This is a genomic window from Paenibacillus sp. 8b26 (genome assembly GCF_050626875.1).
GTDB lineage: Bacteria > Bacillota > Bacilli > Paenibacillales > Paenibacillaceae > Paenibacillus.
On sequence record NZ_CP192445.1, the window covers coordinates 2,363,382 to 2,385,677 of the forward strand.

Below are 22,296 nucleotides of genomic sequence, written 5' to 3' on the forward strand. Positions count from 1 at the left end.
TAAACAGGCGGCCTATATAGGCCGCCTGTTTTATACGATGTATATATATTATTGTCTACATATACTTAAATTTTGTCAACTGTAATCGTATGATAAATCCCCGGCACTTTCCGCTTCCTTAATCTGCCCCTTTTCCATGTACAGAATATGGCTGGAAAAGCTTTCAGCGAACTGCATATCGTGGGTGATGATCAGAAAGGCTGCTCCCTGGTCCGCTTGTTCAGCGCACATGCGAAGCAGGATGTTCGCTCCTTCATAATCCGTTCCGGCAGTAGGCTCATCCAGAATGTAAAGCTTTTTGGGCAGAATGAACTGCGCGGCTACGCTTAAGAGCCTTTTTTCACCGCCACTCAGCAGGTACGGAGAGGCATTCAGCCTGTGATCCAGTCGGGCGGCTGTCAGCAGCCGCTGCGCCCGTTCCTCATACGCAGCAGGAATCGCCTCCCCAGCCCGTAATCCAAGCTTGACGCGGACGCTGTACAAGCATTCGTCCCACACCGTTGTAGCCGCAAACTGATGCTCCGGCTGCTGGAACACGTAGCCGATCCCGGCGGCCAGTTGATGGATCGGCAGCTTCGCCATATCCTGACCCTCCCACCACATGCACCCCTTAGGTGCAGGCAGGAGGCCCATCAGCAGCTTGCCGAGCGTTGTTTTGCCGGAGCCGTTCTCGCCCAGCAGGACGGCTCGTTCGCCGGGCGCAAGGGCAAGGCTCACGCCTGCCAGCGCTGCCCGGCCACTGCCGGGATAGGTGAAGGTCAGCCCCTTCACCTCCAACAACGGCAGACCGGGCTTCGCCCCCGGCCCTTGGGGCACGCCTCCCCTCCCTGCGGGAGAGGGCAGCAGCCCCAAGGCGGCAAGCTGCGCGCCATGCTCGCGCAGCAGCTTGTCGGGCGGGCCTTGCAGCTGCACAGCCCCGCCCTCCAGCACGATGACGCGCTGCGCTGCACGCGCGGCATCGTCCATGCGGCCGGACACGGTGACCACCGTCCGGCCTGCGGCATGGAGCCGCCGGCATAGCAGGGCGAAGTCGCTTTGGGCCGGCGGGTCCAGTTGCGCCGCTGCGTCGTCGAACACGACGAGCGGCGCTTCCAGCGCCAGCACCGCAGCGATAGCGGTGCGTTGGCGCTGGCCTCCCGAGAGGCGGCGCACGAAGGAGCCGCGCTCGGAGGCAAGGCCGACGGCCTCCAGCGCAGCCGTCAGGCGCTGCGCTATTTCCGCCGGAGGCACGCGCAGGTTCTCCGGCCCGAAGGCAATCTCGTCTTCGACGATTCCCTGCACCAGTTGGGCATCCGGGTCCTGAAGCACGACGCCGACGGTGGAGGCGACAGCCGCCAGGTCAGCCGTGTCCGGGTCCATCCCGTACACGGTCAGCTCCCCAACCCGTTCTCCTTCACCGGAGCGGGACAATCCGCCGTGGAGAAGCTGGCACAGCGTAGATTTTCCACTTCCGCTGGCCCCGACAATCGCAACATGCTCACCTACCGCAATATCCAGCGTCAAGCCATGTAACGCGTGTTCCTCCTGATCATCATACCGATAGCCAAAATCCTTCATGGACACGGCTATTTTACATCCAGAACCATTATCGCTATGTTCATTCATAACCGAAATACCCTCTATCCCTGTTCTTGAAGAATACAATCTCGCCATGGCAAGTGCTATGCACGTGAAGCGCGCCCCAGCTCAAAACGTTTTAACAGTCCTGTCCGATTCAATGCATCGCCCAACAACTTAGTAAGCAGACCGCACAATACGATACCGCTCAGGATGCGCACGACCAGTGCAATCGTCAGCACCTTCCAGCCCCAATGCATATATCCGAACATATTGGCTGCCACGATAAACCATAACGGCACCATAGCCCCGCCTGCCAGCATCAGCGAAACGGCATTCCAGCATCGATAGCGCAGTATAGCAAATACCAGTTCAGCGACAATCATATAGCAGACCGCAGCCGCGATGATAGATGCGATTCCGTAGACTGAACCCATAAAGGACTGCACCACTGCGCCAAATGAATAGGCAATTATCGCCGTCCCCGGCTTACGAATAATATAATAGGCCAGCAAACCATATATCATGTACAGCCCGACAATGGAGGAAGTCGCGATAGGCCCTCCCAGACTGTTTAATGTTTTGTTAATCATCGACAAATAAACCGTCATGACTCCATTCAGCGTTGCCAGCATCGCCATCAATACGATATCCAGCGTCGTAAACTTTGCAAAAATACGAGATTCCTTCATATGTAATTCCCTATCTCCTCTCCAAATATAAACGAGCACATTCTAAATGTATTCATACAAGCCCTTATTGTCAACCTAAATTTATTTATATGGTTGACAATAAGATCAAAAAAAGAGGCTGCTCCCTATAAGCTCCACCATAAAACAGCAGTACCTAATACAGCAACCACAGCACATACATAACCGGAGCACCCCTTCTCCAGCGAACGGAGATAGGTACGATCAGCATAAGCCCCAAAGCCTTTGCCCTCCATCGCCAGCGCCGTCTGCTGAACTCTCCTCACGGCATTTACCAGCATAGCACCGACATACCCGCCCCACCATAATAGCCGGTTCCGCAGCCCTCGCGGCGGTTCCTGTCCACGCACACGCCGTGCCGCCATTATAGTACGTCCTTCCTCTTCCAATAAGGGGAGAAACGTCAGCGCCACAGAAATACCGAACGCAAACCGATAAGGAACACGCAAACGCAGATTTAAAGCCTGTACAAAATCTCTGGGATCGGTTGTCGACAAATAAATATACGAGGCCAAAAACAGCACAAAAATGCGAAGCGTCAACGCCCCTGCGATATCCAGCCCTTTCGCTGTAATCCAAATCGGCCCCCAGGCTGCCACGATATGTCCTTCCCGAATCGCCAGAATAGATAATATAAAATACGGAATACCCAGACTAATCAGAAATGACATGGCCCGAAGCTGACGTGCCAACGTTAAGCCTGCCCCAAACCAAGCCGCAACGATCAATACAACCAGCAGTGCCGCTTCATGCAGTGTTGAATCCCATGACATCGACAGCAGGCTAAAGCATCCCACCAGAATCAGTTTACTTAATGGCCCCAGCCTGTGCAGCGGGGACGCCCCTCCGTTATACTGAAACAGCATTTCGCTTCGCCTCCAGTCTGAGCCATTCTTCATGTAGCAAGGAGTACATCAGCATATCCTTAAAGCCTGTAGACGTATGCTGCACTTGCCGTAACAGCCCTTCCTGCGTCCAGCCCATAGAGGACAATAGAGCTTGCGATCCCGTATTTCGCGGGTCCACCAGCGCTTCCATCCGATTCAGCCGAATCGTGTCATACCCGAAAGACAGCACCAGCCGCAGCGCCTCCGACATATAGCCCTTTCTCCAATAGGGCGTAGCCAGCTCGTAGCCGATTTCGGCTTTGTAGGCTCCCTCGGTCTGCCAATAATTAAAGCCACAGCTGCCGATCAGCTTCCCGTCCTCCTTCAGCTCTATGCCCCAGCGCAACGCATCCTCGGTCCTCGCCAGCTCATTCAACAACTCGATCATATCCTCCGCATCCTCACGTCCGGACATCCCCGTCAGGTTCATATAACGGTGAACCTCCGGATCAGACCAGCAGGCAAACATCGTAGCCGCATCCCCGGTTTCCATCTTTCGGAGCCGAAGACGCGGGCTTTCCAGCGGTGGTATATGCCCCTTACATGCATATGCGCACATGTTCAATCATCCCTCCAGCATCAAAGTGACAATAAATATACGCTACATTTAAGCATACCCCTTCAACAAACGCAAACACCCCCCTGCTCCACAAATGCGCCGGTCCGGCATCCATGAGACAGGAGGGTATGTTTTGAGCCGCTCATTTCCAAGTAGTTAGGCAGACATGAATGATGACTATACTCTGCATTCCAATGCCACTTTAGGAGGAGGAACGAGAAGCCGAGCGGGCCTGTTTCTTCACAACATCCTTGTACAATACGCCCAGCATCGACTGAATTTCCTTCAATTCTTCGATCCCTGCACCGGTAATGCTGAACAAATCTTCATGCGGGGTCAGGAAGTTTTCCTGCGTCAGGTTCTCCAGCTCCTGCTTGACCTCACGTTCTCCTACGCGGTACCCGCGTTCTTCGAGTACAGGTTGAATATCTCTCACCGTCAAATCGTTTTGATGTGCATAGGAAAGCATCTGTATACGGATAAACAAATTTTGAACATCTGCATGCATGGTTGTAGCTCCTTCCCGGCTTAAAGCCAACATCGTTATATTGTTTTTACCCATAGGAAACAAGCCGGAAACAAATGAGTGGCAACCCTTTTGAATTGTAGAAACCAAGCAGCGAAGGTGATCCACTTTTCATAAAATGTACGACTGCCGTCGAATCAGACTGGTCACCACTGCTGATCTGATTGCACTATGTACCTTTTTCATACCTGACAACTCCTGTTCTTCTCTTGAAATTACGCTGTACAAAGATTAGAGTACGGAGGTCGCTGAAAAGGTTACAGATGTATTTTCCTCTTGACTGAATATATACAATCGTTATATCTTAAATTAATTAACCAATGGTAAAAGTAGCTTGCAGAATTACCTTTTTCTGCCCACATATACAACAGATAATGGTAAAAAATTCACTGATAGGAGCGTGGACTACATGTTTCAGGCCATCCCTTACGAAGGCACACGTCACGAACAATTTGAATCGGTTCTTGGGCAACTCCGGGCACTCATTCATGATGAACCCAATACTATTGCAAACCTGGCGAACGCTTCTGCGTTGCTTGGTCATTTTCTGCCGGATATTAACTGGAGTGGCTTCTATCTCTATGATGGAACCGAGCTTGTACTCGGTCCATTTCAGGGCCAGCCCGCGTGTATACGAATTCCGCTGGGACGCGGTGTATGCGGTACAGCCGCAGTGGAGCGACGGACCCTTGTCGTAGAAGATGTGCATGCGTTCCCGGGCCATATCGCCTGTGACGCGGCTTCCAACAGCGAAATCGTCATCCCCCTCATCAAGAACGGGGAACTGCTGGGAGTGCTGGACATTGACAGCCCGCTAAAAGCCCGCTTTGACCACGAAGATCGTGTATTCCTAGAGGAATTTACGGCTATTCTGGTAGCCAGTTTGTAATCAAAATCCGTGTATAATCATCGTCTTCCTTCGCCACAATATATGAGGGTCTGGAACCCAAAACCATTCCGGTGAAGGAGATTGATGACAATGTACAACAACACCATGGCTCCACAACAGCAGCTTCGTCAATGTGAACAAATTATGCAGCAATTGGTACAACAAACACAGCAAGGAACTGCTATGTATCAGCAGTTGCTGCAACAGGAGCAACAAAATGCATCCAATCTAGAGGACCTGGTGCAACGTGAACGTAATGCAGCTCAAATGATCCAAACCGCAATCCAGCACCATCAACAAGCTGTACAGCAATGCCAGCAAGTCATTCAATTGTGCAGTCAGTTGGAAAACACCATACGCTCCAGCAGCCAAATGACTCAACCTGGCTTTGGCGATAACTACGCCTCCCGTAGTATGCAACCGTCCTCCTATGGTATGGGAAGCCACATGAATCAAAGCTTTCCGCAACACATGGGTGCAACTGGGCAGCATTATGCAGGCAGCGGCAACATGCAACACTACGGTAACAACAGCCAGCAAGGCATGAGAGCGACACACAGTAGCATGTAAAACTGCTTTACACGCAAAAGGGATGAACAGCAAGCCGTTAAATTAGCTTGCTGTTCATCCCTTTTTATACTTCTTCTCGCAGCCTTTCCCACCAGCTGTTGAGTTAGCTTAATTCACGTTCGGCCAGCACCTTCATCCCGTCTCGCAAATACTCAGCCAATCCGGGTTCATATCCTTCATACATTTTTCTGAAGTCCTCATGCTCCACATACAAGTCTCCCAGCCCGCTATAAATCTCTGCTGTAGGTGTATAGAATCTGCTTACCCATTGGAGATGGCGGCGGATCAAAGCCTGTACTTCTTCACTACTATGCTTCAATCCCTTATTCATAGCTTTTGCCAACTGCCGATGAATTTGATCCACCTCTGCCTGAGAATCCAAATAATCCTCTTTGGACCAGTTCTCCGTTGCTGTTTTGCTCTCCTGAATTTTTTCATCTGCCTCATGACCATAACGTTCCGTCAGATCACGTTCATACATTTCCTGCTTTTCCGGGTCAAACCCTTGATACAATTGCTCCGGTTTCATCGTCTGTTCTCCTTTCACATGAGCCACCGTTTCGTCGATGGTCTGTAGGAGAGTATGCAAGCGGAAGACTTTGTTCTGCACCTTGCTTCTATGCTCCAACAAAACCTCGGCCGTTTTTTCCTTCGTCTGCTCCAGCAAGTCGCCAATGTCGGATAATGGTAATTCCAGCTCTCTGTATAACATAATCTGCTGTAGTCTCAACAGTTGCTCCTGTTCGTAATAGCGATACCCGTTATCCCCGACATGATGGGGTTTTAGCAATCCGATTTCATCATAATAATGTAAAGTTCGTACGCTGATTCCCGACAGACCGGATACTTCCTTCACCGTGTAAGCCATTCCGCTTCACCTCCCTTGTTACACAGTCTACAGCCTCACGTGGCGTGAGAGTCAACCCAGCATTATTGCCCTAGTATACCTTTTACCCGTTAAGCTTGTGGTGAACCGTCCCTGTGACTAGGATAAAATCAATTCCTTTATTTAAAGATCGTGATCAGGCGACTCATATATTCACGCATATTTACAATTAAATCCGAGTCGCCATCATGAAGACACCAGTTGTACATGATCCCACGAGCTGCAATAAATAAGTAGTCTGTTATCTCTTCGGATGTCATGCTTTGATCCAACTCTCCCACGGCTTGCCCTCTCTCTATAATCTGTTGAAGTATATTTTGCATACCACGACCCTTAGTAATGAAAAGCTTGTTATTACTTGTATATAACTGTTTCACCGTCTCTAAACCAACATTCTGATTATATTCCGCATAAACCTCAAAATATTGAATAAGATCCTGCATAATACTTTCTGATGGTAGTTCATTCTTAAATTTCAATTCAAAGTAGCCATCCGCCTGTGCATACATCTCCACCAAAATATCACTTTTAGTCTTGAAATGATTATAAAATGACCCTACTGACACGCCGGCCTTCCGACAGATATCCTCAATTTTAATTTTTTCCAGGCTCTTTTCATGCATTAGCTCTAATGTACTGTTATATATATTTTTTTTAGTCTGCAGACTTTGCAGCTTGCGTCCATTCAATTGTTTTTTTGACACTCACTTACTCTCCCTCTCTATTGTAAGTATTTCTCTTTCTCAGGTGCCTTGTTCATATTACTTAATTATAATAGGAAATGCTATTTTGTTTAATTGTGAAAACAATCACATAATAATACCTACTCCTATTCTATACTGAACCCATTCGGTGAATGTATTCAGTTAAACGAATGATCCATACTTAGGAGGCATTCTTATGAAAGAAGAACATCAAATTTTATACGAGCCTATGAAAATTGGAAAACTAGACATTAAAAACCGCTTTGTCATGGCTCCCATGGGTCCTGGTGGGCTTTGTGATGCCGATGGTACTTTTAATGAACGTGGCGTCGAATATTATGTTAAACGGGCAAAAGGTGGGACAGGTCTACTCATTACAGGTGTAACGATGGTTGAAAATGAAATTGAGAAATGTGCCCTGCCGTCCATGCCCTGTCCTACTCTAAATCCCTTGAATTTTGTTAAAACGGGTAAAATGATGACAGAGCGGATTCATGCATACGGCGCAAAAATATTTCTACAATTATCCGCAGGATTTGGCCGAGTAAGTATCCCTTCAATTGTTGGTAAAACGGCTGTCGCCCCTTCTCCCATTCCTCATCGCTGGCTTCCTGATGTCACTTGTCGTGAACTGACCATTGACGAAATCCACACCTATATCAGAAAATTTGCGGAATCCGCAGCTATTGCCAAAAAGGCAGGCTTTGACGGTATTGAAATCCATGCAGTTCATGAAGGCTATTTATTGGATCAATTTGCGATTTCTTTCTTTAACCATCGGAAAGACGAATACGGAGGAAGTCTGAGAAACCGCTTACGATTTGCCATAGAGATCGTTCAAGCCATCAAAGCCGAATGTGGTCAGGATTTCCCGGTATCTCTTCGATACAGCATCAAAAGCTTTATTAAAGATTGGCGTCAGGGCGGATTGCCAGGCGAAGAGTTTAAGGAGCAGGGACGGGATATTGAAGAGGGGATTGAAGCTGCCAAAATATTAGAGGAAGCCGGGTATGATGCTTTCAATGGCGATGTCGGTTCTTACGACTCTTGGTATTGGGCACATCCACCCATGTATCAGGAAAAAGGACTTTATCTTCCTTACAACAAAATTTTAAAAACCATTCTAAAGGTACCTGTGATTACTGCCGGCAGATTGGATAATCCAGACTTGGCCAGCAAGGCTATACGTGAAGGAAAAACCGATATGATTGCACTTGGTCGACCATTGTTAGCTGATGCTGATATCCCTAATAAAATCAAGGCTGGGAAAATAGAAAAGATTCGTCCTTGCCTCTCCTGCCAGGAGGGCTGTATGGGTCGATTGGCATCTTTTGCAACGATTTCATGTGCGGTTAATCCGGCTTGCGGCAGAGAAAAAGACTACGCACTTGGAAAAGCAGACCAGTCCAAAAAAGTTTTGGTGATTGGTGGAGGGCCGGCAGGATGTGAAGCTGCCCGTGTAGCTGCTATTCGGGGACATCACGTTACCTTATTTGATAAAAATAACCGATTGGGAGGTAATCTAATCCCGGGCGGAATTCCAGACTTCAAGGAAGACGATCATTTACTTGCGACCTGGTACGAAGGGGAATTAAAGGATTTAAAAGTTGACGTCCGATTGAACACCGAGGTTAACCGGACTACCGTAAAGGAATATGCAGCAGATGCCGTTATTTTTGCTACCGGCTCCTCTCCAAAAACCTTCTCCATCGGTACATCTACCAAGGTGTATTCCGCAGAAGAGGTTCTGCTTGGGAAAAAAGATCCCGGTGCTTCCACTGTAATTGTCGGGGGCGGGCTTGTGGGATGCGAAACTGCACTCTGGCTTGCTGATCAAGGCAAAAAAGTAACCTTGGTGGAAATGCAAGAAGATATTTTAACCGTAGGCGGACCCCTGTGCCATGCAAATGAAGATATGCTGCGTGACCTTGTTGCATTTAAGGATATCCATCTCCTGACCAACGCCAAAATTATCGATGCCAACGATCAAGAATTTGTTCTTAAAAACAAAAATGGTGAAGAAACGATTCTAAAGGCCGATTCAGCGATTCTAGCTGTAGGATATACTCCTCAACAATCGCTTTATGAAGATATCCAAAATGACGTTTCCGAAGCCTACTTAATCGGTGATGCCAAGCAAGTACAAAATATTATGTACGCTGTCTGGGATGCGTATGAGGTTACCAGAAATATATAGTGCCCTGCTCCCTCCGAAGAGCCGTTTGCTTTTTAAGCAAACGGCTTTGGCTTTTTTACCTTTGCATCAAATACATGGTTAAGAGAAGTTTTTTCCCATAACCACATGATCATAATAAGCGATCTTCTGAATGATTTTCTCCAAATTGTGTTGTGTTTGGGCCATATGCTCTTCTACCTTTGTCTTATGAGCTACGAGAAGATCTCTTCTTTCATGTATGGTGGCTTCGCCTTTTGCATTAAGCTCAAGGTATGCCTTAATCTCTTCAATCGTCATCCCCGTATCTTTCATAGCCATAACGAACCTTAACCAGTCAATTTGTTTTTCCGTATATACTCTTCTTCCACCCTCATCCCGCCCCACTTCAGGTAATATCCCCTCTTTTTCATAATAACGAAGTGTAGATGCAGGCAGTCCGCTCTTGATTTGAACTTCTCTGATGGAGTACATGGTCATTCCCCTCCTCGTTTTTGTTGTAGTTCTTAAAGTCAGCTTTAACTATAAGTATAGGTTTTCATAGAATAGAGTGCAAAGTAATGAGAAACATACTAAAAAAGACCAACTCAGAGAGCTGGTCTTAGAACAAATGACATTGTAATGTTAACTTCTTTGATCACGAGAGCGTTAATCCAAGGCAATGGACTGAGTTATACTAATAATAAAATAATTTTTCTTTCTGCCCTTCTCTCACCAGACTTTCGAAGTCTAAATAGGTCTGATCATCTGCAAAATCTTGAAAACTCTCAAATAATCTTACACACCTGATAAAAAAGGCTTCGTGATTTATCGTAAATGATCTAGACAAAACGTCCAGTAAGTATTTAAAACCATGTTCGTACGTACCTCTATTTAAATAATATTTAGCCAGTTCATATTTAAAACGCGTTGATTGTTCTGGTATCACTTGATGAGTATACATGTCCGCAGATGGTTGATGTTGGGTAATAGAATCAATCTCCGTTTCAAATCGTTGAAGTATATCATCCACATCTATTTGATAGCGGTTAGCCGCCATCATAATATTCAAAAGCTCTGTAACCAACTCTTTTTCGGATTTATCCGGAGGAGCACAAATATACTCCACATAATCAGAAAGTACGCTTACATCTCCAGACAATAGCTTGTTCACATAGATATTACCCTGCGCCCAATGCTGAAATAATTCCATCCAATGCCGCGTATCTTCATCCGTCTCTTTAACCCAGCTTAGATCAGCATACGCGTAAGTATGTTGTAATGCCTGCCTATAATCTCCCTGTGCTTCACAAACACTTGCGCATAACAAATCAGCGTAAGCGATGTATCCGAACAATGGACCCCTTGTTTTCCTTTCATTTCCCCTTTTCTTTCGCTTATGCTGACGATGGTCTAGGGAGTATTGAATTTTCGCTTTATCCCGCATTTTTTGAACTGTCTTATCAACCTTCGCCCACTGACGCAAGGAACGATATACATTCGCCAGGTCTTTCAGCGCATCAAGCTGGTCTATTTCATCAAGCCGATCTACGAAGGGATGAAAATGGCATGCTGCCTCGAAATTTTGATTTTGGTCATCTCCGATGTTAATCGTAAACAAACGATACTGGCAAAGGGCCAGTCGTTCCGAATATTGCTTTCTCTCGCTGATCGCCACGCTCTCGTAAAGAATGGCTGCCGCCGCATGTTTGCCGTCTTTGAAGAAGTCTTCCGCCACATTAAACAGCAACACGGAATACACCAGATTGTCCATTAACAAATCGGCCATTTGCTGGATACAGTCCAGCTTGTCCAACTCGGCGCAATTATACAAAAAAGGTCTGACCCTCCGCCAGTTAGGCGTGATATCCGTTAAATATTCCTGCATATATTGCTTGTAATAATGCCCTCTGGGATGTCCCATAACTGCCGTAATCCGATCCAGTCGATCGACGGAAAACGTACGATTTCCATTTACCAAGGTACTCACCGTACCTGCATTTAGTTCTGCTGTTCGTCCAAGTCGGGTAATGTTCAGTCCGTTTGTCTTCATGTATGTATCAAGCTCTGCTCGAATCGTGGTTGTATGGTTCACAATAAACAACCCCTTTAGCGTTCATAGGATAAAGTTACGATGCTGCTCTGTGGCAACAAATCCGATTACAATCTGGTATTAGACGCAAGCTGTACTAGAATCATTGTTTTTTCTACAAAATAGTATACCATTTTATAGAATTTTCTTGTATACTTTTCAACAGTTTACTTAATATATGCGATTGCTCCTCTAAGCCTATTTTTTTTTCTCCTCTTTATTTAGTATTATAAGGATATAAAAAAAGGAGGTTATCATTTGAAAAGTACAGGTATGACACGTCCCTTAGATTCGTTAGGTCGTATCGTCATTCCCAAAGAGATGCGTATTTCAATGGATTACAATATGGGTGATCCAGTTGAGATTTTTGCTGATGAGGAAACGGGTATTCTCGCCTTACGAAAATATACCGGGGTGACGTGTAAAATGTGTGGTTCTACGGAGCAATTGACTTATTTTAGAGACAGCTTTATTTGTGGGGAATGTATTCATAATTTGAAGAATGGTACAAATTCCACCCCTATCACAAGGCCGTCCAAATCGACTTTCTCCAACGGAGAAAGGCCAATGAAGCATTCCAAACGTCTGCGCCGTTCGACGCAACAAATGATCGAAAGCCTAAAAGAATTGATGCAGAAGCAACCCAATGCAGCACAGCACGAATATGCAAAGATACTTGAGGTTTCCCAAGCCCGTATATCCCAGCTCAAAAAATTGCTATAACTACAGCTTGCTACCCTACATAGGTATATATCACAAATTCCATGTACAATTACGTTTGAACCATGATACGCAGCATCATAGCTAACCAACAAAATCCATGGACCAACATGACGAGAATTTCATACTAGGCATAAAGAACCACCGGACGATGCCAGGCGAATAACCTGTATCCGGTGGTTCTTTATATCTAGTGTTTTTCAAGCTAATAAGAACGTATTCCTCCCTCGGCCGTCTATTTCATCTTTATAGCCTAACATCATCCGCAATCTCGTATTGGGATACCCCATTAGCTCCCTGTATTCTCTGGTAGTCCGGTTTGGGTCCCTAATTAATAAGGAATTTAACTTAGTTATCTCTTTTATATCAAATTGCGTTTTGTGAACCATAAACTTTGATATATAATTGCTTACAGGCAAATTCGACAACTTATTACTACCATCCCATTGAAATAACTTAATCTGATTCTGAAATCTTTCAATGTTCTGACCTTCTGATAAAAACCGATAAATTAAGTCACTTTTAATCATCGAAGTATCAGAGTTTTCTGCATAACCTTGTTCCATCAAAAATACAATTATACCCATAAAAGTATCTATAATTTGCAACGGAATGGATTCATGGGATTTTTGTGAACGAACTGATTCAATTGTATATCTTCGGTTTCTGTATACTGAATGTGCATTCATTTGCTCTTTAATTTTTGAGTATAATCTCAATACTTTATATTCATCGTTACGATCCACACTTATTTTGACATCAATATTACTAGGTAAGTTTAAATGCCGGGTAACCCCATAAAATAGCCTCTCAGGAATCTTTATGTATAATAACCCTCGAAGCTCAAGCATGGTTAAATTCATTTGCTGAGCAATTGAATGTGCATTCTGATTGTTAACAATTATGATATTGATATTTATGTCTTGATTGATAACATGATTAAGCACTTTGAAGTATTTTTTTAAATACTGATCATGATTATATTCTGTAAAGTGAAGTTCACTCTGTGTATTTAGAGATATATAGATATCTCTGATTGCTTTGGTTATGTTAGCCATTGTGGTGTCCATTCCACCATAGGCACCATAGTACGAGAAAGCTTTTCCCGGTTGATCAATTTTGTTGGCTTCATCAAAGTACAAATGAAAACTCATTTTGTATTACCGTTCCCTTCGTTGATTGCATAAGATTAATAAAGTTCAATTTGACATTTTCCTCGATACATATTATCATTAATTATATATATAATAAGATTGAGTGTAGTTTTCCCCGCTTCGTTAGCAGTGCTGACTACACTTTAGGAACAACCCTTCTCCGCTTCGTTAGCAGAGCTGGGTTGTTTTTTATTTTTAATAAGTTTTTAATACCTAAAATGATGACGAGGTTGTGATTGAACATTTTGCATACTGTATTTTAGATCCTTTAAGCCTTCTAAGTAAATCAAAGCCTTTACAATATCCGTAGCTTCCTTAGAATTCTCTATGGTTTTGATATCAAAACCATCTAGATTAATTTCCTCAATTAGTTCAATAACGTCCATTAATTTTGCCTTCATTTCTATATAATCACTATGTCTATTCTCCCCCCTGGAATGCATCTCCTCATACATTTGCCTCGCCGTGGGTGAATATTTAGGAACTACGATATCCTCTTTTTCATTTTGTAACTTCTCAGTGGGAAAAAACACTGCCGATTTCTCTTGCTTTTCCTTAAGAACATATTCAGGATAACGTTTCTCCAGATCCCATAATGCTGATCTAAATTTTCCGTTCTTCGAATTATCTGGTTCAATAAATTCTTCTAGTTCTTTTTCAGTTGAAAATTTCAAATCAGAAAGACGCATACCATTTGGATTTTCAGTTAATATTTTTAGAGCTGTCTTTCTTATAACTTCAGAAGCCGGTGTTTTCATAATAACCCCCTTCAGCTTTAGTTAATCTAAGATAACTTAGCTTTGCATGAAAGTCAATTTATTTTATAAGAGTTTTAAAGAGTAAGAATAGTAACTTTTTCAACTTGAATACACGCATCAAGAAGACTATACTCCTTCCATTAGGCTTAAATGATTAAACATTTAAGGATAACTTATAGATATGGGAAAACAAGCAAACTACTCTTCTGGAGTCCCAATCCTGGTCTGATGCTGCGATGCAGTGAAATATTCGGTCCGATCTGCCGATGCTGGAATTTGAACAGTTGGAAGAGGCCATCCAGACAGTAATGGATCATCCGATGCCACTGGCACTGTATTTATTTACAGAAGATAAACAGGTTGAACATGAAGTGCTTACCCGCCTTACAGCGATAAACTCAAGTGGGTTCAGAAAATTTTGCGCTAAAGATCCTTACAAAAAAAGCCCGCTGAATCTGGGTAGGTACACATTACGTGTATCTCCTTCCCTTTTCAGACAGGCTTTTTTTATCTTTTAATCACGACCAGCTTCACTTCCAGCATTTCTTCCATAGCGTACTTCACACCTTCACGTCCGGTACCGCTTTGTTTCACACCGCCATACGGCATATGATCGACGCGGAAGCTCGGGATATCATTGATCATCACACCGCCGACCTGAAGCTTGTCCGCCGCATCCAGCGCAGTCGTTATATTACGGGTGTAAATCCCCGCCTGCAAGCCATAGATCGAATCGTTCACATGATGAACGGCTTCATCTATAGAGCTTACGGAATGAATCAGCACCAGTGGGGCAAACACCTCGCGGCAGGACACCTTGGAAGTCGGGTCCACATTCAGCAGAACGGTCGGCTCCAAAATCCCGCCTTCGGCTTGACCGCCCAGAGCGATCTTTGCGCCCGCCTGAACGGCTTCATCCAGCCATTCACGAACACGTTTGACGTCCTTCGCTGAAATAAGCGCAGATACATCCGTGTCCGGATCAAGGGGATCACCTGTTTTCAAGCGTTGGGCCACCTCTATGAATCGGGATACAAAAGTATCATACATCTCGTCCACGACGTAAATACGCTGGACCGAGATACATACCTGTCCCTGATTGGCAAAAGCTCCGCTCACACAGCGGTCAATGACCGCGTCCACGTCCATATCGCTGTCGACGATGACCGCTGCATTGGAGCCTAGCTCCAATGTGACCCGCTTCAAGCCAGCCTTGGAGCGGATTTCCGTACCTACCGCCGGGCTACCGGTAAAGGTGATATAGCTGACGCGCGGATCGGTAACGAGAACGTTGCCGATCGTTTTACCGTCGCCGCTGACCACGTTAAGAGCGCCCGCAGGCAATCCTGCCTGCTCCAGCAGCTCCGCGATCAAGTAAGCCGACAGCGGCGTCTGCTCCGCTGGCTTCAATACGACCGTATTGCCTGCCGCCAAAGCGGGACCCACCTTGTGAGCGACCAGGTTCATCGGGAAGTTAAACGGCGTGATGGCTCCCACAACGCCTACAGGCTCCTTGAGGGTGTAGGCCATACGCCCCTCACCCCCCGGTGCGGCATCCATCGGGATCGTTTCCCCGTGAATCCGCTTGGCTTCCTCGGCTGCAAACTTGTAGGTTTGCACCGTCCGGTCAACCTCTGCCAGCGCAGCCTTCCACGGTTTGGACGCTTCGCGTGCAATGATACGCGCCGCATCATCACGCCGCGCGTCCAGCAAATCAGCCAGCTTCTCCAAAATGGCTGACCGCTGATGCGCAGGCATAGCCCGCATTTCAGCGCGGGCATCAGATGCCGCCTGAATGGCAGCCTTGGCATCCTCTGCTGTGGCCTCTGCCACCTCAGCAACCACCTCACCGGAATACGGTGATTTCAGTGCCGTATACGATTGTGCTGCTTTCCATTCACCGCCAATAAATAAATGCTGCTGCATACTTATGGCCTCCTTCTCCCTATATTAACGTTTATTCTACCGTTTATTTTACCGTCAGCACAGGGCAAGGTGCATGCTGGATCACATGATGGCTGACGCTGCCCAGGATCATTTCTGAAACCAGCCCTTTGCCCCGTGTTCCCATAATGATCAGATCCACCTGCTCTTGCTCTGCACTTTTGCAAATGATACTCGCCGGATCACCATGACCCGCCAGCATGCGGTAAGAAATACCTTCGTCCTTCAGAAAGTCGGAAGCTGGCTCTAATATATGGCGCCCTTCTTCCTCAATTCGCTCATCCACATCCACCCCAACCGGGGGCTCATTCATGGATAAAGCCGGGTTCACATGCAATACGGTCAGACGCGGTTCACCCTGAAGCTGTTTGGACAGCGCTTTGGCTGTCTCCAACGCCTTCATAGCGTGCTGCGAACCATCGATCGCGACCAGAATATGCTTGTATTCGCTCATACTCTTTTCCTCCTCAGAAGTTCATTGTTAGTGAGCATCAATCTGTATATCCTGCATATGTCGACGACGTACGATCAGTACCACTACACCCAGCAGTACCATCAATGCACCAAAATAAAATGGAGTTTCCGCCGTATACCACTCGGACAGCTTCCCTGCAAGCCACGGCGAGATTGCGCCACCCAAAAAGCGCATAAAGCTGTAAGCCGCAGATGCCGTGGAGCGCTCCACCGGAGCTGCCTGCATCACAGCCGTTGTGATCAATGTATTGTTAATCCCCAGAAAAATACCAGCCACGATCACCGCAACAATGACAGTCTTCGGTGATCCTGCGACCGTTCCTATCGCCATAACGCCTAAATCAATGGCAAACAGCGTCAGCATGACACTAATGGAAGATACCACGCTAAAACGTGCTTGAATCTTCGGTGCTACAAACACCGAGGTAAAGGCCAGCATAATCCCCCAGCCGAAAAAGACATAGCCCAAACCGTGCTCGTCCAAATGCATCACATATGGAGAATACGCCATCAGCGTAAAAAATCCGAAGTTATACAACAAAGCCACAATGCCCAGCGTTAGCAGGGCCGGATAAGTGAGCGCTTTGAACGGATCAGCAATCGAACCGCGCTTTTTAGGCTTCGGAATCGAAGGCAGCATAAATGTAATGAACAAAAATCCCACCACCATCAGCGCAGCTACACCGAAGAACGGACCGCGCCAAGAAATGGAGCCTAGCTCACCGCCAAGCAGCGGGCCGACCGAAATCCCTAGACCCAGGGCCGCCTCATACAAAATAATGGCTTTGGCTGTTCCCGAAGTGGACAGACCTACAATCGCAGACAGAGCCGTTGCAATAAACAGGGCGTTCCCCAGACCCCAGCCTGCCCGGTAGCCCACAATCCCGCCAACCGTATCGGCTGTACCTCCCAACCCGGCAAACACAATAATCAACAATATCCCGGTCAGCAGCGTCCATTTGACACCCAATCGGCTGGACACTACGCCCGTAATCAGCATAGCTACGCCTGTCACCAGATTATAGCTGGTGAACAGCAGTGACACCTGACTCTTGGTGGCATGAAGCTGATCGGCGATGGCCGGAAGGATAGGATTGACTAATCCCAGTCCCATAAATGAAATAACGCAGGCAAAAGCAACCGCCCATACCGCCTTGGGCTGAGACAGCAAGCCTGCCTGTTTTTTTAACTCATCAGGTAATGCGTGTTGTGAACTCATAGTAGGATGTAACCTCCATATCTAAATGTAAAATGATTCGCTTATGACGGGTCGCTGCCAAGTTCCTTATCAAGCAGAACCTTTCGTTCGCGAACCCTGACCCGCAGCTCCTCCAGCTCGGTCTGGAGCATACGGATGCTGTTGATTTTTCCCTCCATCAGCTCCAGTTGTTCGTTCAGTGTTACCTCCATATCCTCCAACATGGCCCGGCGCTCAACAGGATGCAGGATATCCGTTCGCTCACGATATTCCTCCCGCTGACCCTTGAGCATTTCCGCTGCGGACATGTAACGCTGAAGCTCTTGCAAGGAGAAACCAAGCACTTCCTTGGCACTCACAATTTTTTTCAGTAAATCCACATCCTCCTGCGTATACAGCCGCATATTCCCTTCGCTGCGCTGCGGGGAGGGCAACAGACCGATTTCCTCATAATAACGAATGGTTCGCTTGGTCAAACCGCATCGCTTGGCGACCTCATCAATTTTATACGTAACCATGACACCCACCTTATGAAAAAGTTTATATATAAATACTACGCCTATCTAACATTAACGTCAACGTTAACTTTGAAAAAAACTACGACAGCATAATTAACTAACTTATAAGTAAATTCCATTTTTGCTCTAAGTCGTTGAGGTAGTCTGCGCTATTGCGATTAAATTTTTTGCGTAATATAACGCTAGTTAAACGCTGATCCCACAATGTTTTTCGAGATTTATAGCGAGTAAAGCAAACTGAGCGCAGTCGTGAAATGACATGTTCCTGGCGCAGTGCATCATTCACTAATACGATCATTTCACCATTGCGTATGATGTAGCTGTTCCAATTACGAAGTCCCGTAATACGACGGTGACTAGCCTTCGTCCGTCGAAAGAATTGCTCTAAGTCATTGTTCGTTCTTGGAATGTAGTAATAGTCATAACAAGTGAACAAACCTTTCCAAAACCCTCTGGAAAAGTTAAGTAATTTGTTAACCATTAGCTCGTCACTCTGATGCGTGTAGGTTTGTTTCACCCATTCCAGTAGCAGGGACAGTTCCCACTCAGCCGTCTCACTACTTTTGTCTTCCTCAGGAGTGAGAATGCTAGCGATATGTTCCAAGGGTTTCACTAGCCGCGAAACGGCTGTATAACTAGGTTTTAATTCTTCAATTTTACTGAATATTCTGATAACACCATACTTTGTTAACAAAATTTAGTGTATATGCTCAGGGTGACACTCACCTTTATGACAGTACCTGTACTAAATGTGCGTACTTACATATTTATAGTACAATCTTTATACTCAAAGAAGGAAATTAATAAATTTCTATACACCCGGGAATATAGAAACTTAAGAAAGAGGGATAATTATATGTCTAGTGCTTGGAAAGTTTACTTATTAGCCGCTGTTAGCTTCTTGCTTGGAACATCCGAGTATATCATAGCAGGGATTCTCGACACAGTTGCAAGAGACGTTAATGTCTCCGTCGCTGCTGCTGGTCAGCTCATTACTGTTTTTTCACTCGCCTATGCTTTTGGAACACCTTTCCTTATCGCATTTACAGCACGAATGGAGCAGCGCAAGCTTTTAGTTTATTCACTTGGTGTATTTGTGATTGGAAATATTATCGCCGTAGTTTTACCTGGCTTTGGATTTCTTTTAGTCTCACGCGTTATTCTTGCACTAAGCATGGGAGTATTCGTTGTAACCTCCTTTACTGTCGCTACCAAGATGACTCCACCTGATAAACAGGGAAGTGCAATTGCAACAATCCTTATGGGCTTTAGCACCTCGTTGATTATCGGTGTTCCGCTAGGCAGAGTTATTGCTTCCGCTTATGATTGGAGATTGATCTTCGGAGGAATCGGTGCACTTAGTATTCTTGCGATGATCGTTATACTCTTAGTCATCCCACGCTCAAATGGCGATGAGTCGGTTCCCTTGCGCAAACAGCTTGCTTTAATTAAGCAACCGAAAATAATTGCAGCCCTAATGATCACTTTCTTATGGATTTCTGGTTATTCTACGGTCTACACCTACATTTCTCCCTTCCTGCTGTCGATTACAGGGATGAACAGTAAAACAGTTATCATTGCTTTATTCGCTTTCGGGATTGCCAGCTTATTCGGCTCAAAGCTTGGCGGCTATAGTACGGATAAATGGGGATTCCCTCGTACTTTATTTGTCAGTATGGTACTGCATGTAGTAGCCTTAGTTCTACTGTCATTATCAGCCCAATCGCCTGCTATTGTTTTCCTTGTGCTCATATTTTGGGCTCTCTCCGCTTGGTCAACAAGTCCAACTCAGCAATATCACTTAATGACGCTTGCTCCGGCGGCCTCAGGCATTATGGTGAGTATGAATAGTTCAGTTTTACAGCTTGCTATGGGTGCTGGTGCAGGAATTGGAGGCGTTGTCGTGGAACAAGCTTCCTTAGCTTCGATTAGCTGGATTGGAGCTGCGGTTGTTGCCATCGCTGCAATAACCGTTATGGTATATTTACGAGTAACCCACTCCAAAGCTCCATCAGAACTTAGTAAAGATATAGAGGCTAGTGCTTAACCAACTGCAAAAGCCAACGCGCACAAAATCGCTCAAGCGATCCAGTTGATTAACCGGCAATACGACCGTCCGCTCGTGATCGAGCAGCTTGCAAAGTCCGTAAACATGAGTACGTCGGCGTTTCATAAACATTTCAAGCTCGTCACTGCGTTGAGCCCGTTGCAATACCAGAAAACGGTGCTTTTTTGAAAGTAGCACGGCGCTTAATGTTGAAGGAAACCTTGCCCGCCTCCGATGCGACCTTCCGCGTAGGCTAAAAGAGCCCGTCACAGTTTAGCCGGGAGGCTATGCGAGTTAAGCTATTTGAGGCAATAAATCGTGCTGTTTGGCCTCAAGTTCCTCACGCTTATGAAGATACCAAGCATCCATGTACTGGCACATCATAATGCCGTAAAGACGGATGTACCACATCTTGGTGGAACGATGGCGGCCTGCCTCAAGTTGTAATCGTTCTTCTCTCGCTTGTTACAGCGCTCCACGGTGGTGCGGCGTTTGTAGGTGAGATTCCACTGCTCTGAGCTTCTGGCCACATCGGGAAACAACCGGGGGTTATCCTTGCTGCAGGTATGGAAGGTTCGGCCGTATTTGGCATCAGAGCAAGGTGTAGAGCAAGTGTTGGTCGTTCTGTTTTGCATCATTGGGCAGATCCACTTATGCCGCTTCTGGGCATGGTCGAAGCCGTAGGGTTTCATTTTCTTGCCTGCAAGGCAGATTGGGATCCCCTTGGGAGAAATCTTCATATCGTTTTCAGTTTCCAGATTTTTGGTGACACGCTCATTGAGATCAATGAACGGCTAAATCCCTTGATGCTTCAAAAGATCATAGATAGCACCTGCATCGTGAGCAGCATCAAGGAGCATTTTTTCTACCGTTCCCAAGGTAAAACGTTGCGAGAATTCGACCGTACTGACGACAAAGCTGACCGAATCATGGCGTGACGCGGGTTGAAGCCTAGGATACAGTGGCAGATCATGTTTGCTGTTTGCAGCGGTAAGCATGTACAGATGGTATCCGTTGTAGTACTTTTCGCGAGAGCTATCCCAACCAGAGTTGCGATCTGGTTGAGAATAAGCGCGTGGATGGTTGCATTTCGTAAGGCCGCGGGCATGGCAATCACAAGTTGGTTTGCTGTGGGGCCAGGCAGCCGTTTCGACCGGAGTGCCGTCGCCAGTCACATCGAATCCGGCTGTGTCCCCCAGCAAGCCTAAGCTTGTAGAAACAGCAAGAAACTGGGACTGGAAGAATTCAAACAATCGATCCATAGGCTGGATTTTGGCCGTCATACCTTGCTTAAGAATCCGGTCAACGAGTCGTTGTACCTTGCCAAGAGAGGTGGTTGGCGCTTTCTCGCCTTTCTTTTTTCCTTTCTTGGGTTTGCGCTTGCGGGGTAAGACCATAGGTTTGAGATTGTTATCGTCGGCAGCCCAGAATCGAGAAAGAAAATCATAAAACGTACCGACACCGGGAACATCACCGGGATCAAAACCACTAAGAATAGCGTAGAGCAGATATCGCTTCATTTCATTGATCCATTCGGTGATGCCGACTTCCGGCTTGGTCATAAGGAAGAGCAAGTAAGAACGCAGCTTAGAGGCGGAGTCACGAGGTTTAGGACCTTTCGGACTGTAGGAATCCATGAGCATGGTCGTGGCATAGGAAAGGTCGGTAATGAGAAATTTGTAGATGAGATGCCAATCTGCTTTAACGAGGATGGCAGTCGGTGGAGCATAACATTATTTGAGTAAAGACAAGGCCTGTTTCTGAAACGCTCTGTGAGAAATTACCGCTGGTTTCAATTGAATCACCCATCTACTGGTAGTAAGGTAAGCCCCTTCTGGTACAAATGCCTGGACATTTTATAAAGTCAAGTGAATTTTCGTGTTTTAAAGTACGAAATTGTGAATTTTATTTCCCAGTTCATTGAGCTGAAAAATAAAAAACTCCTACTGAA

Annotated in this window: 22 protein-coding genes and 1 pseudogene; 5 read left to right on the plus strand and 18 right to left on the minus strand. The window is 46.1% G+C overall.

All coding sequences use genetic code 11. The annotated features are described in order from the left end of the window. Window positions 1–65: 65 nt before the first annotated feature. From ACQ4MX_RS10670 to ACQ4MX_RS10690, 5 genes and pseudogenes are all read right to left on the minus strand, one after another. Window positions 66–1,605 (minus strand): annotated as a pseudogene (locus ACQ4MX_RS10670) (ABC transporter ATP-binding protein). A gap of 56 nt (window positions 1,606–1,661) precedes the next feature. After that, entirely contained in the window at window positions 1,662–2,249 is a 588-nt protein-coding gene (locus tag ACQ4MX_RS10675) for an ECF transporter S component (protein ID WP_431090505.1), read from the minus strand. Window positions 2,250–2,374: 125 nt separating this feature from the next. Further along, on the minus strand, window positions 2,375–3,133 hold the full coding sequence (locus tag ACQ4MX_RS10680; protein WP_431090507.1) for an energy-coupling factor transporter transmembrane component T family protein: 759 nt from the start codon (window positions 3,131–3,133) through the stop codon (window positions 2,375–2,377). Further along, window positions 3,117–3,713: a GNAT family N-acetyltransferase gene (locus ACQ4MX_RS10685; RefSeq protein WP_134911239.1), complete on the minus strand. Its 597-nt coding sequence runs from the start codon at window positions 3,711–3,713 to the stop codon at window positions 3,117–3,119. The genes ACQ4MX_RS10680 and ACQ4MX_RS10685 overlap by 17 nt, the downstream gene beginning before the upstream one ends. 202 nt (window positions 3,714–3,915) lie before the next feature. Beyond that, window positions 3,916–4,221, minus strand: coding sequence for a hypothetical protein (locus ACQ4MX_RS10690; protein WP_431090508.1), 306 nt, complete (start codon window positions 4,219–4,221; stop codon window positions 3,916–3,918). 427 nt (window positions 4,222–4,648) lie between these two features. Here ACQ4MX_RS10690 and ACQ4MX_RS10695 point away from each other — a divergent pair, with 427 nt between their 5' ends. Together ACQ4MX_RS10695 and ACQ4MX_RS10700 are read left to right on the plus strand one after the other, a co-directional pair. Further along, the gene (locus tag ACQ4MX_RS10695) at window positions 4,649–5,128 is read left to right on the plus strand and encodes a GAF domain-containing protein (protein WP_134911241.1); all 480 of its coding nucleotides are present in this window, start codon (window positions 4,649–4,651) and stop codon (window positions 5,126–5,128) included. 90 nt (window positions 5,129–5,218) lie between these two features. Then, complete coding sequence (locus ACQ4MX_RS10700) at window positions 5,219–5,698, plus strand: hypothetical protein (protein ID WP_044646143.1); 480 nt, start codon at window positions 5,219–5,221, stop codon at window positions 5,696–5,698. 103 nt (window positions 5,699–5,801) lie between these two features. On the opposite strand, the gene ACQ4MX_RS10705 is transcribed toward ACQ4MX_RS10700, so the two are convergent. Continuing rightward, window positions 5,802–6,566 carry a MerR family transcriptional regulator gene (locus ACQ4MX_RS10705; protein WP_431090509.1) on the minus strand — a complete coding sequence of 255 codons (765 nt, stop codon included), beginning with the start codon at window positions 6,564–6,566 and terminating at the stop codon, window positions 5,802–5,804. Window positions 6,567–6,703: 137 nt separating this feature from the next. Further along, on the minus strand, window positions 6,704–7,288 hold the full coding sequence (locus tag ACQ4MX_RS10710; protein ID WP_431090510.1) for a TetR/AcrR family transcriptional regulator: 585 nt from the start codon (window positions 7,286–7,288) through the stop codon (window positions 6,704–6,706). Window positions 7,289–7,484: 196 nt separating this feature from the next. Here ACQ4MX_RS10710 and ACQ4MX_RS10715 point away from each other — a divergent pair, with 196 nt between their 5' ends. Then, window positions 7,485–9,485 (plus strand): FAD-dependent oxidoreductase, encoded by a 2,001-nt coding sequence (locus ACQ4MX_RS10715; RefSeq protein WP_431090511.1) that lies wholly within the window; start codon window positions 7,485–7,487, stop codon window positions 9,483–9,485. A 78-nt stretch (window positions 9,486–9,563) separates the two neighbouring features. On the opposite strand, the gene ACQ4MX_RS10720 is transcribed toward ACQ4MX_RS10715, so the two are convergent. Both ACQ4MX_RS10720 and ACQ4MX_RS10725 read right to left on the minus strand, forming a co-directional pair. Then, window positions 9,564–9,935 carry a MerR family transcriptional regulator gene (locus ACQ4MX_RS10720; RefSeq protein ID WP_431090512.1) on the minus strand — a complete coding sequence of 124 codons (372 nt, stop codon included), beginning with the start codon at window positions 9,933–9,935 and terminating at the stop codon, window positions 9,564–9,566. A gap of 202 nt (window positions 9,936–10,137) precedes the next feature. Further along, entirely contained in the window at window positions 10,138–11,535 is a 1,398-nt protein-coding gene (locus ACQ4MX_RS10725; RefSeq protein WP_431090514.1) for a transcriptional regulator, read from the minus strand. Between the two features lie 255 nt (window positions 11,536–11,790). Here ACQ4MX_RS10725 and ACQ4MX_RS10730 point away from each other — a divergent pair, with 255 nt between their 5' ends. Next, window positions 11,791–12,255, plus strand: a complete 465-nt coding sequence (locus ACQ4MX_RS10730) for an AbrB/MazE/SpoVT family DNA-binding domain-containing protein (RefSeq protein WP_134911249.1) — start codon at window positions 11,791–11,793, stop codon at window positions 12,253–12,255. Between the two features lie 197 nt (window positions 12,256–12,452). Here ACQ4MX_RS10730 and ACQ4MX_RS10735 read toward each other — a convergent pair whose 3' ends face one another. From ACQ4MX_RS10735 to ACQ4MX_RS10765, 7 genes are all read right to left on the minus strand, one after another. Further along, entirely contained in the window at window positions 12,453–13,406 is a 954-nt protein-coding gene (locus ACQ4MX_RS10735; RefSeq protein WP_431090515.1) for a DUF3800 domain-containing protein, read from the minus strand. Between the two features lie 206 nt (window positions 13,407–13,612). Further along, window positions 13,613–14,164: a hypothetical protein gene (locus ACQ4MX_RS10740; RefSeq protein ID WP_431090516.1), complete on the minus strand. Its 552-nt coding sequence runs from the start codon at window positions 14,162–14,164 to the stop codon at window positions 13,613–13,615. 507 nt (window positions 14,165–14,671) lie between these two features. Next, complete coding sequence (locus tag ACQ4MX_RS10745; RefSeq protein ID WP_431090517.1) at window positions 14,672–16,090, minus strand: aldehyde dehydrogenase family protein; 1,419 nt, start codon at window positions 16,088–16,090, stop codon at window positions 14,672–14,674. A gap of 43 nt (window positions 16,091–16,133) precedes the next feature. Continuing rightward, window positions 16,134–16,562: a universal stress protein gene (locus ACQ4MX_RS10750; protein WP_431090519.1), complete on the minus strand. Its 429-nt coding sequence runs from the start codon at window positions 16,560–16,562 to the stop codon at window positions 16,134–16,136. A gap of 27 nt (window positions 16,563–16,589) precedes the next feature. Continuing rightward, window positions 16,590–17,801, minus strand: coding sequence for an MFS transporter (locus ACQ4MX_RS10755; protein WP_431090520.1), 1,212 nt, complete (start codon window positions 17,799–17,801; stop codon window positions 16,590–16,592). Window positions 17,802–17,842: 41 nt separating this feature from the next. Then, on the minus strand, window positions 17,843–18,298 hold the full coding sequence (locus tag ACQ4MX_RS10760; protein WP_134911254.1) for a MerR family transcriptional regulator: 456 nt from the start codon (window positions 18,296–18,298) through the stop codon (window positions 17,843–17,845). Between the two features lie 97 nt (window positions 18,299–18,395). Further along, window positions 18,396–18,992: a hypothetical protein gene (locus ACQ4MX_RS10765; protein ID WP_431090521.1), complete on the minus strand. Its 597-nt coding sequence runs from the start codon at window positions 18,990–18,992 to the stop codon at window positions 18,396–18,398. Between the two features lie 162 nt (window positions 18,993–19,154). Here ACQ4MX_RS10765 and ACQ4MX_RS10770 point away from each other — a divergent pair, with 162 nt between their 5' ends. Continuing rightward, window positions 19,155–20,345: an MFS transporter gene (locus tag ACQ4MX_RS10770; protein WP_431090522.1), complete on the plus strand. Its 1,191-nt coding sequence runs from the start codon at window positions 19,155–19,157 to the stop codon at window positions 20,343–20,345. Window positions 20,346–20,725: 380 nt separating this feature from the next. On the opposite strand, the gene ACQ4MX_RS10775 is transcribed toward ACQ4MX_RS10770, so the two are convergent. Together ACQ4MX_RS10775 and ACQ4MX_RS10780 are read right to left on the minus strand one after the other, a co-directional pair. Continuing rightward, a complete protein-coding gene (locus ACQ4MX_RS10775; protein ID WP_431090524.1) occupies window positions 20,726–20,983 on the minus strand; it encodes a hypothetical protein in 258 nt (85 codons plus the stop codon). 156 nt (window positions 20,984–21,139) lie between these two features. Then, window positions 21,140–21,907 carry a hypothetical protein gene (locus ACQ4MX_RS10780; protein ID WP_431090525.1) on the minus strand — a complete coding sequence of 256 codons (768 nt, stop codon included), beginning with the start codon at window positions 21,905–21,907 and terminating at the stop codon, window positions 21,140–21,142. Window positions 21,908–22,296 lie beyond the last annotated feature (389 nt).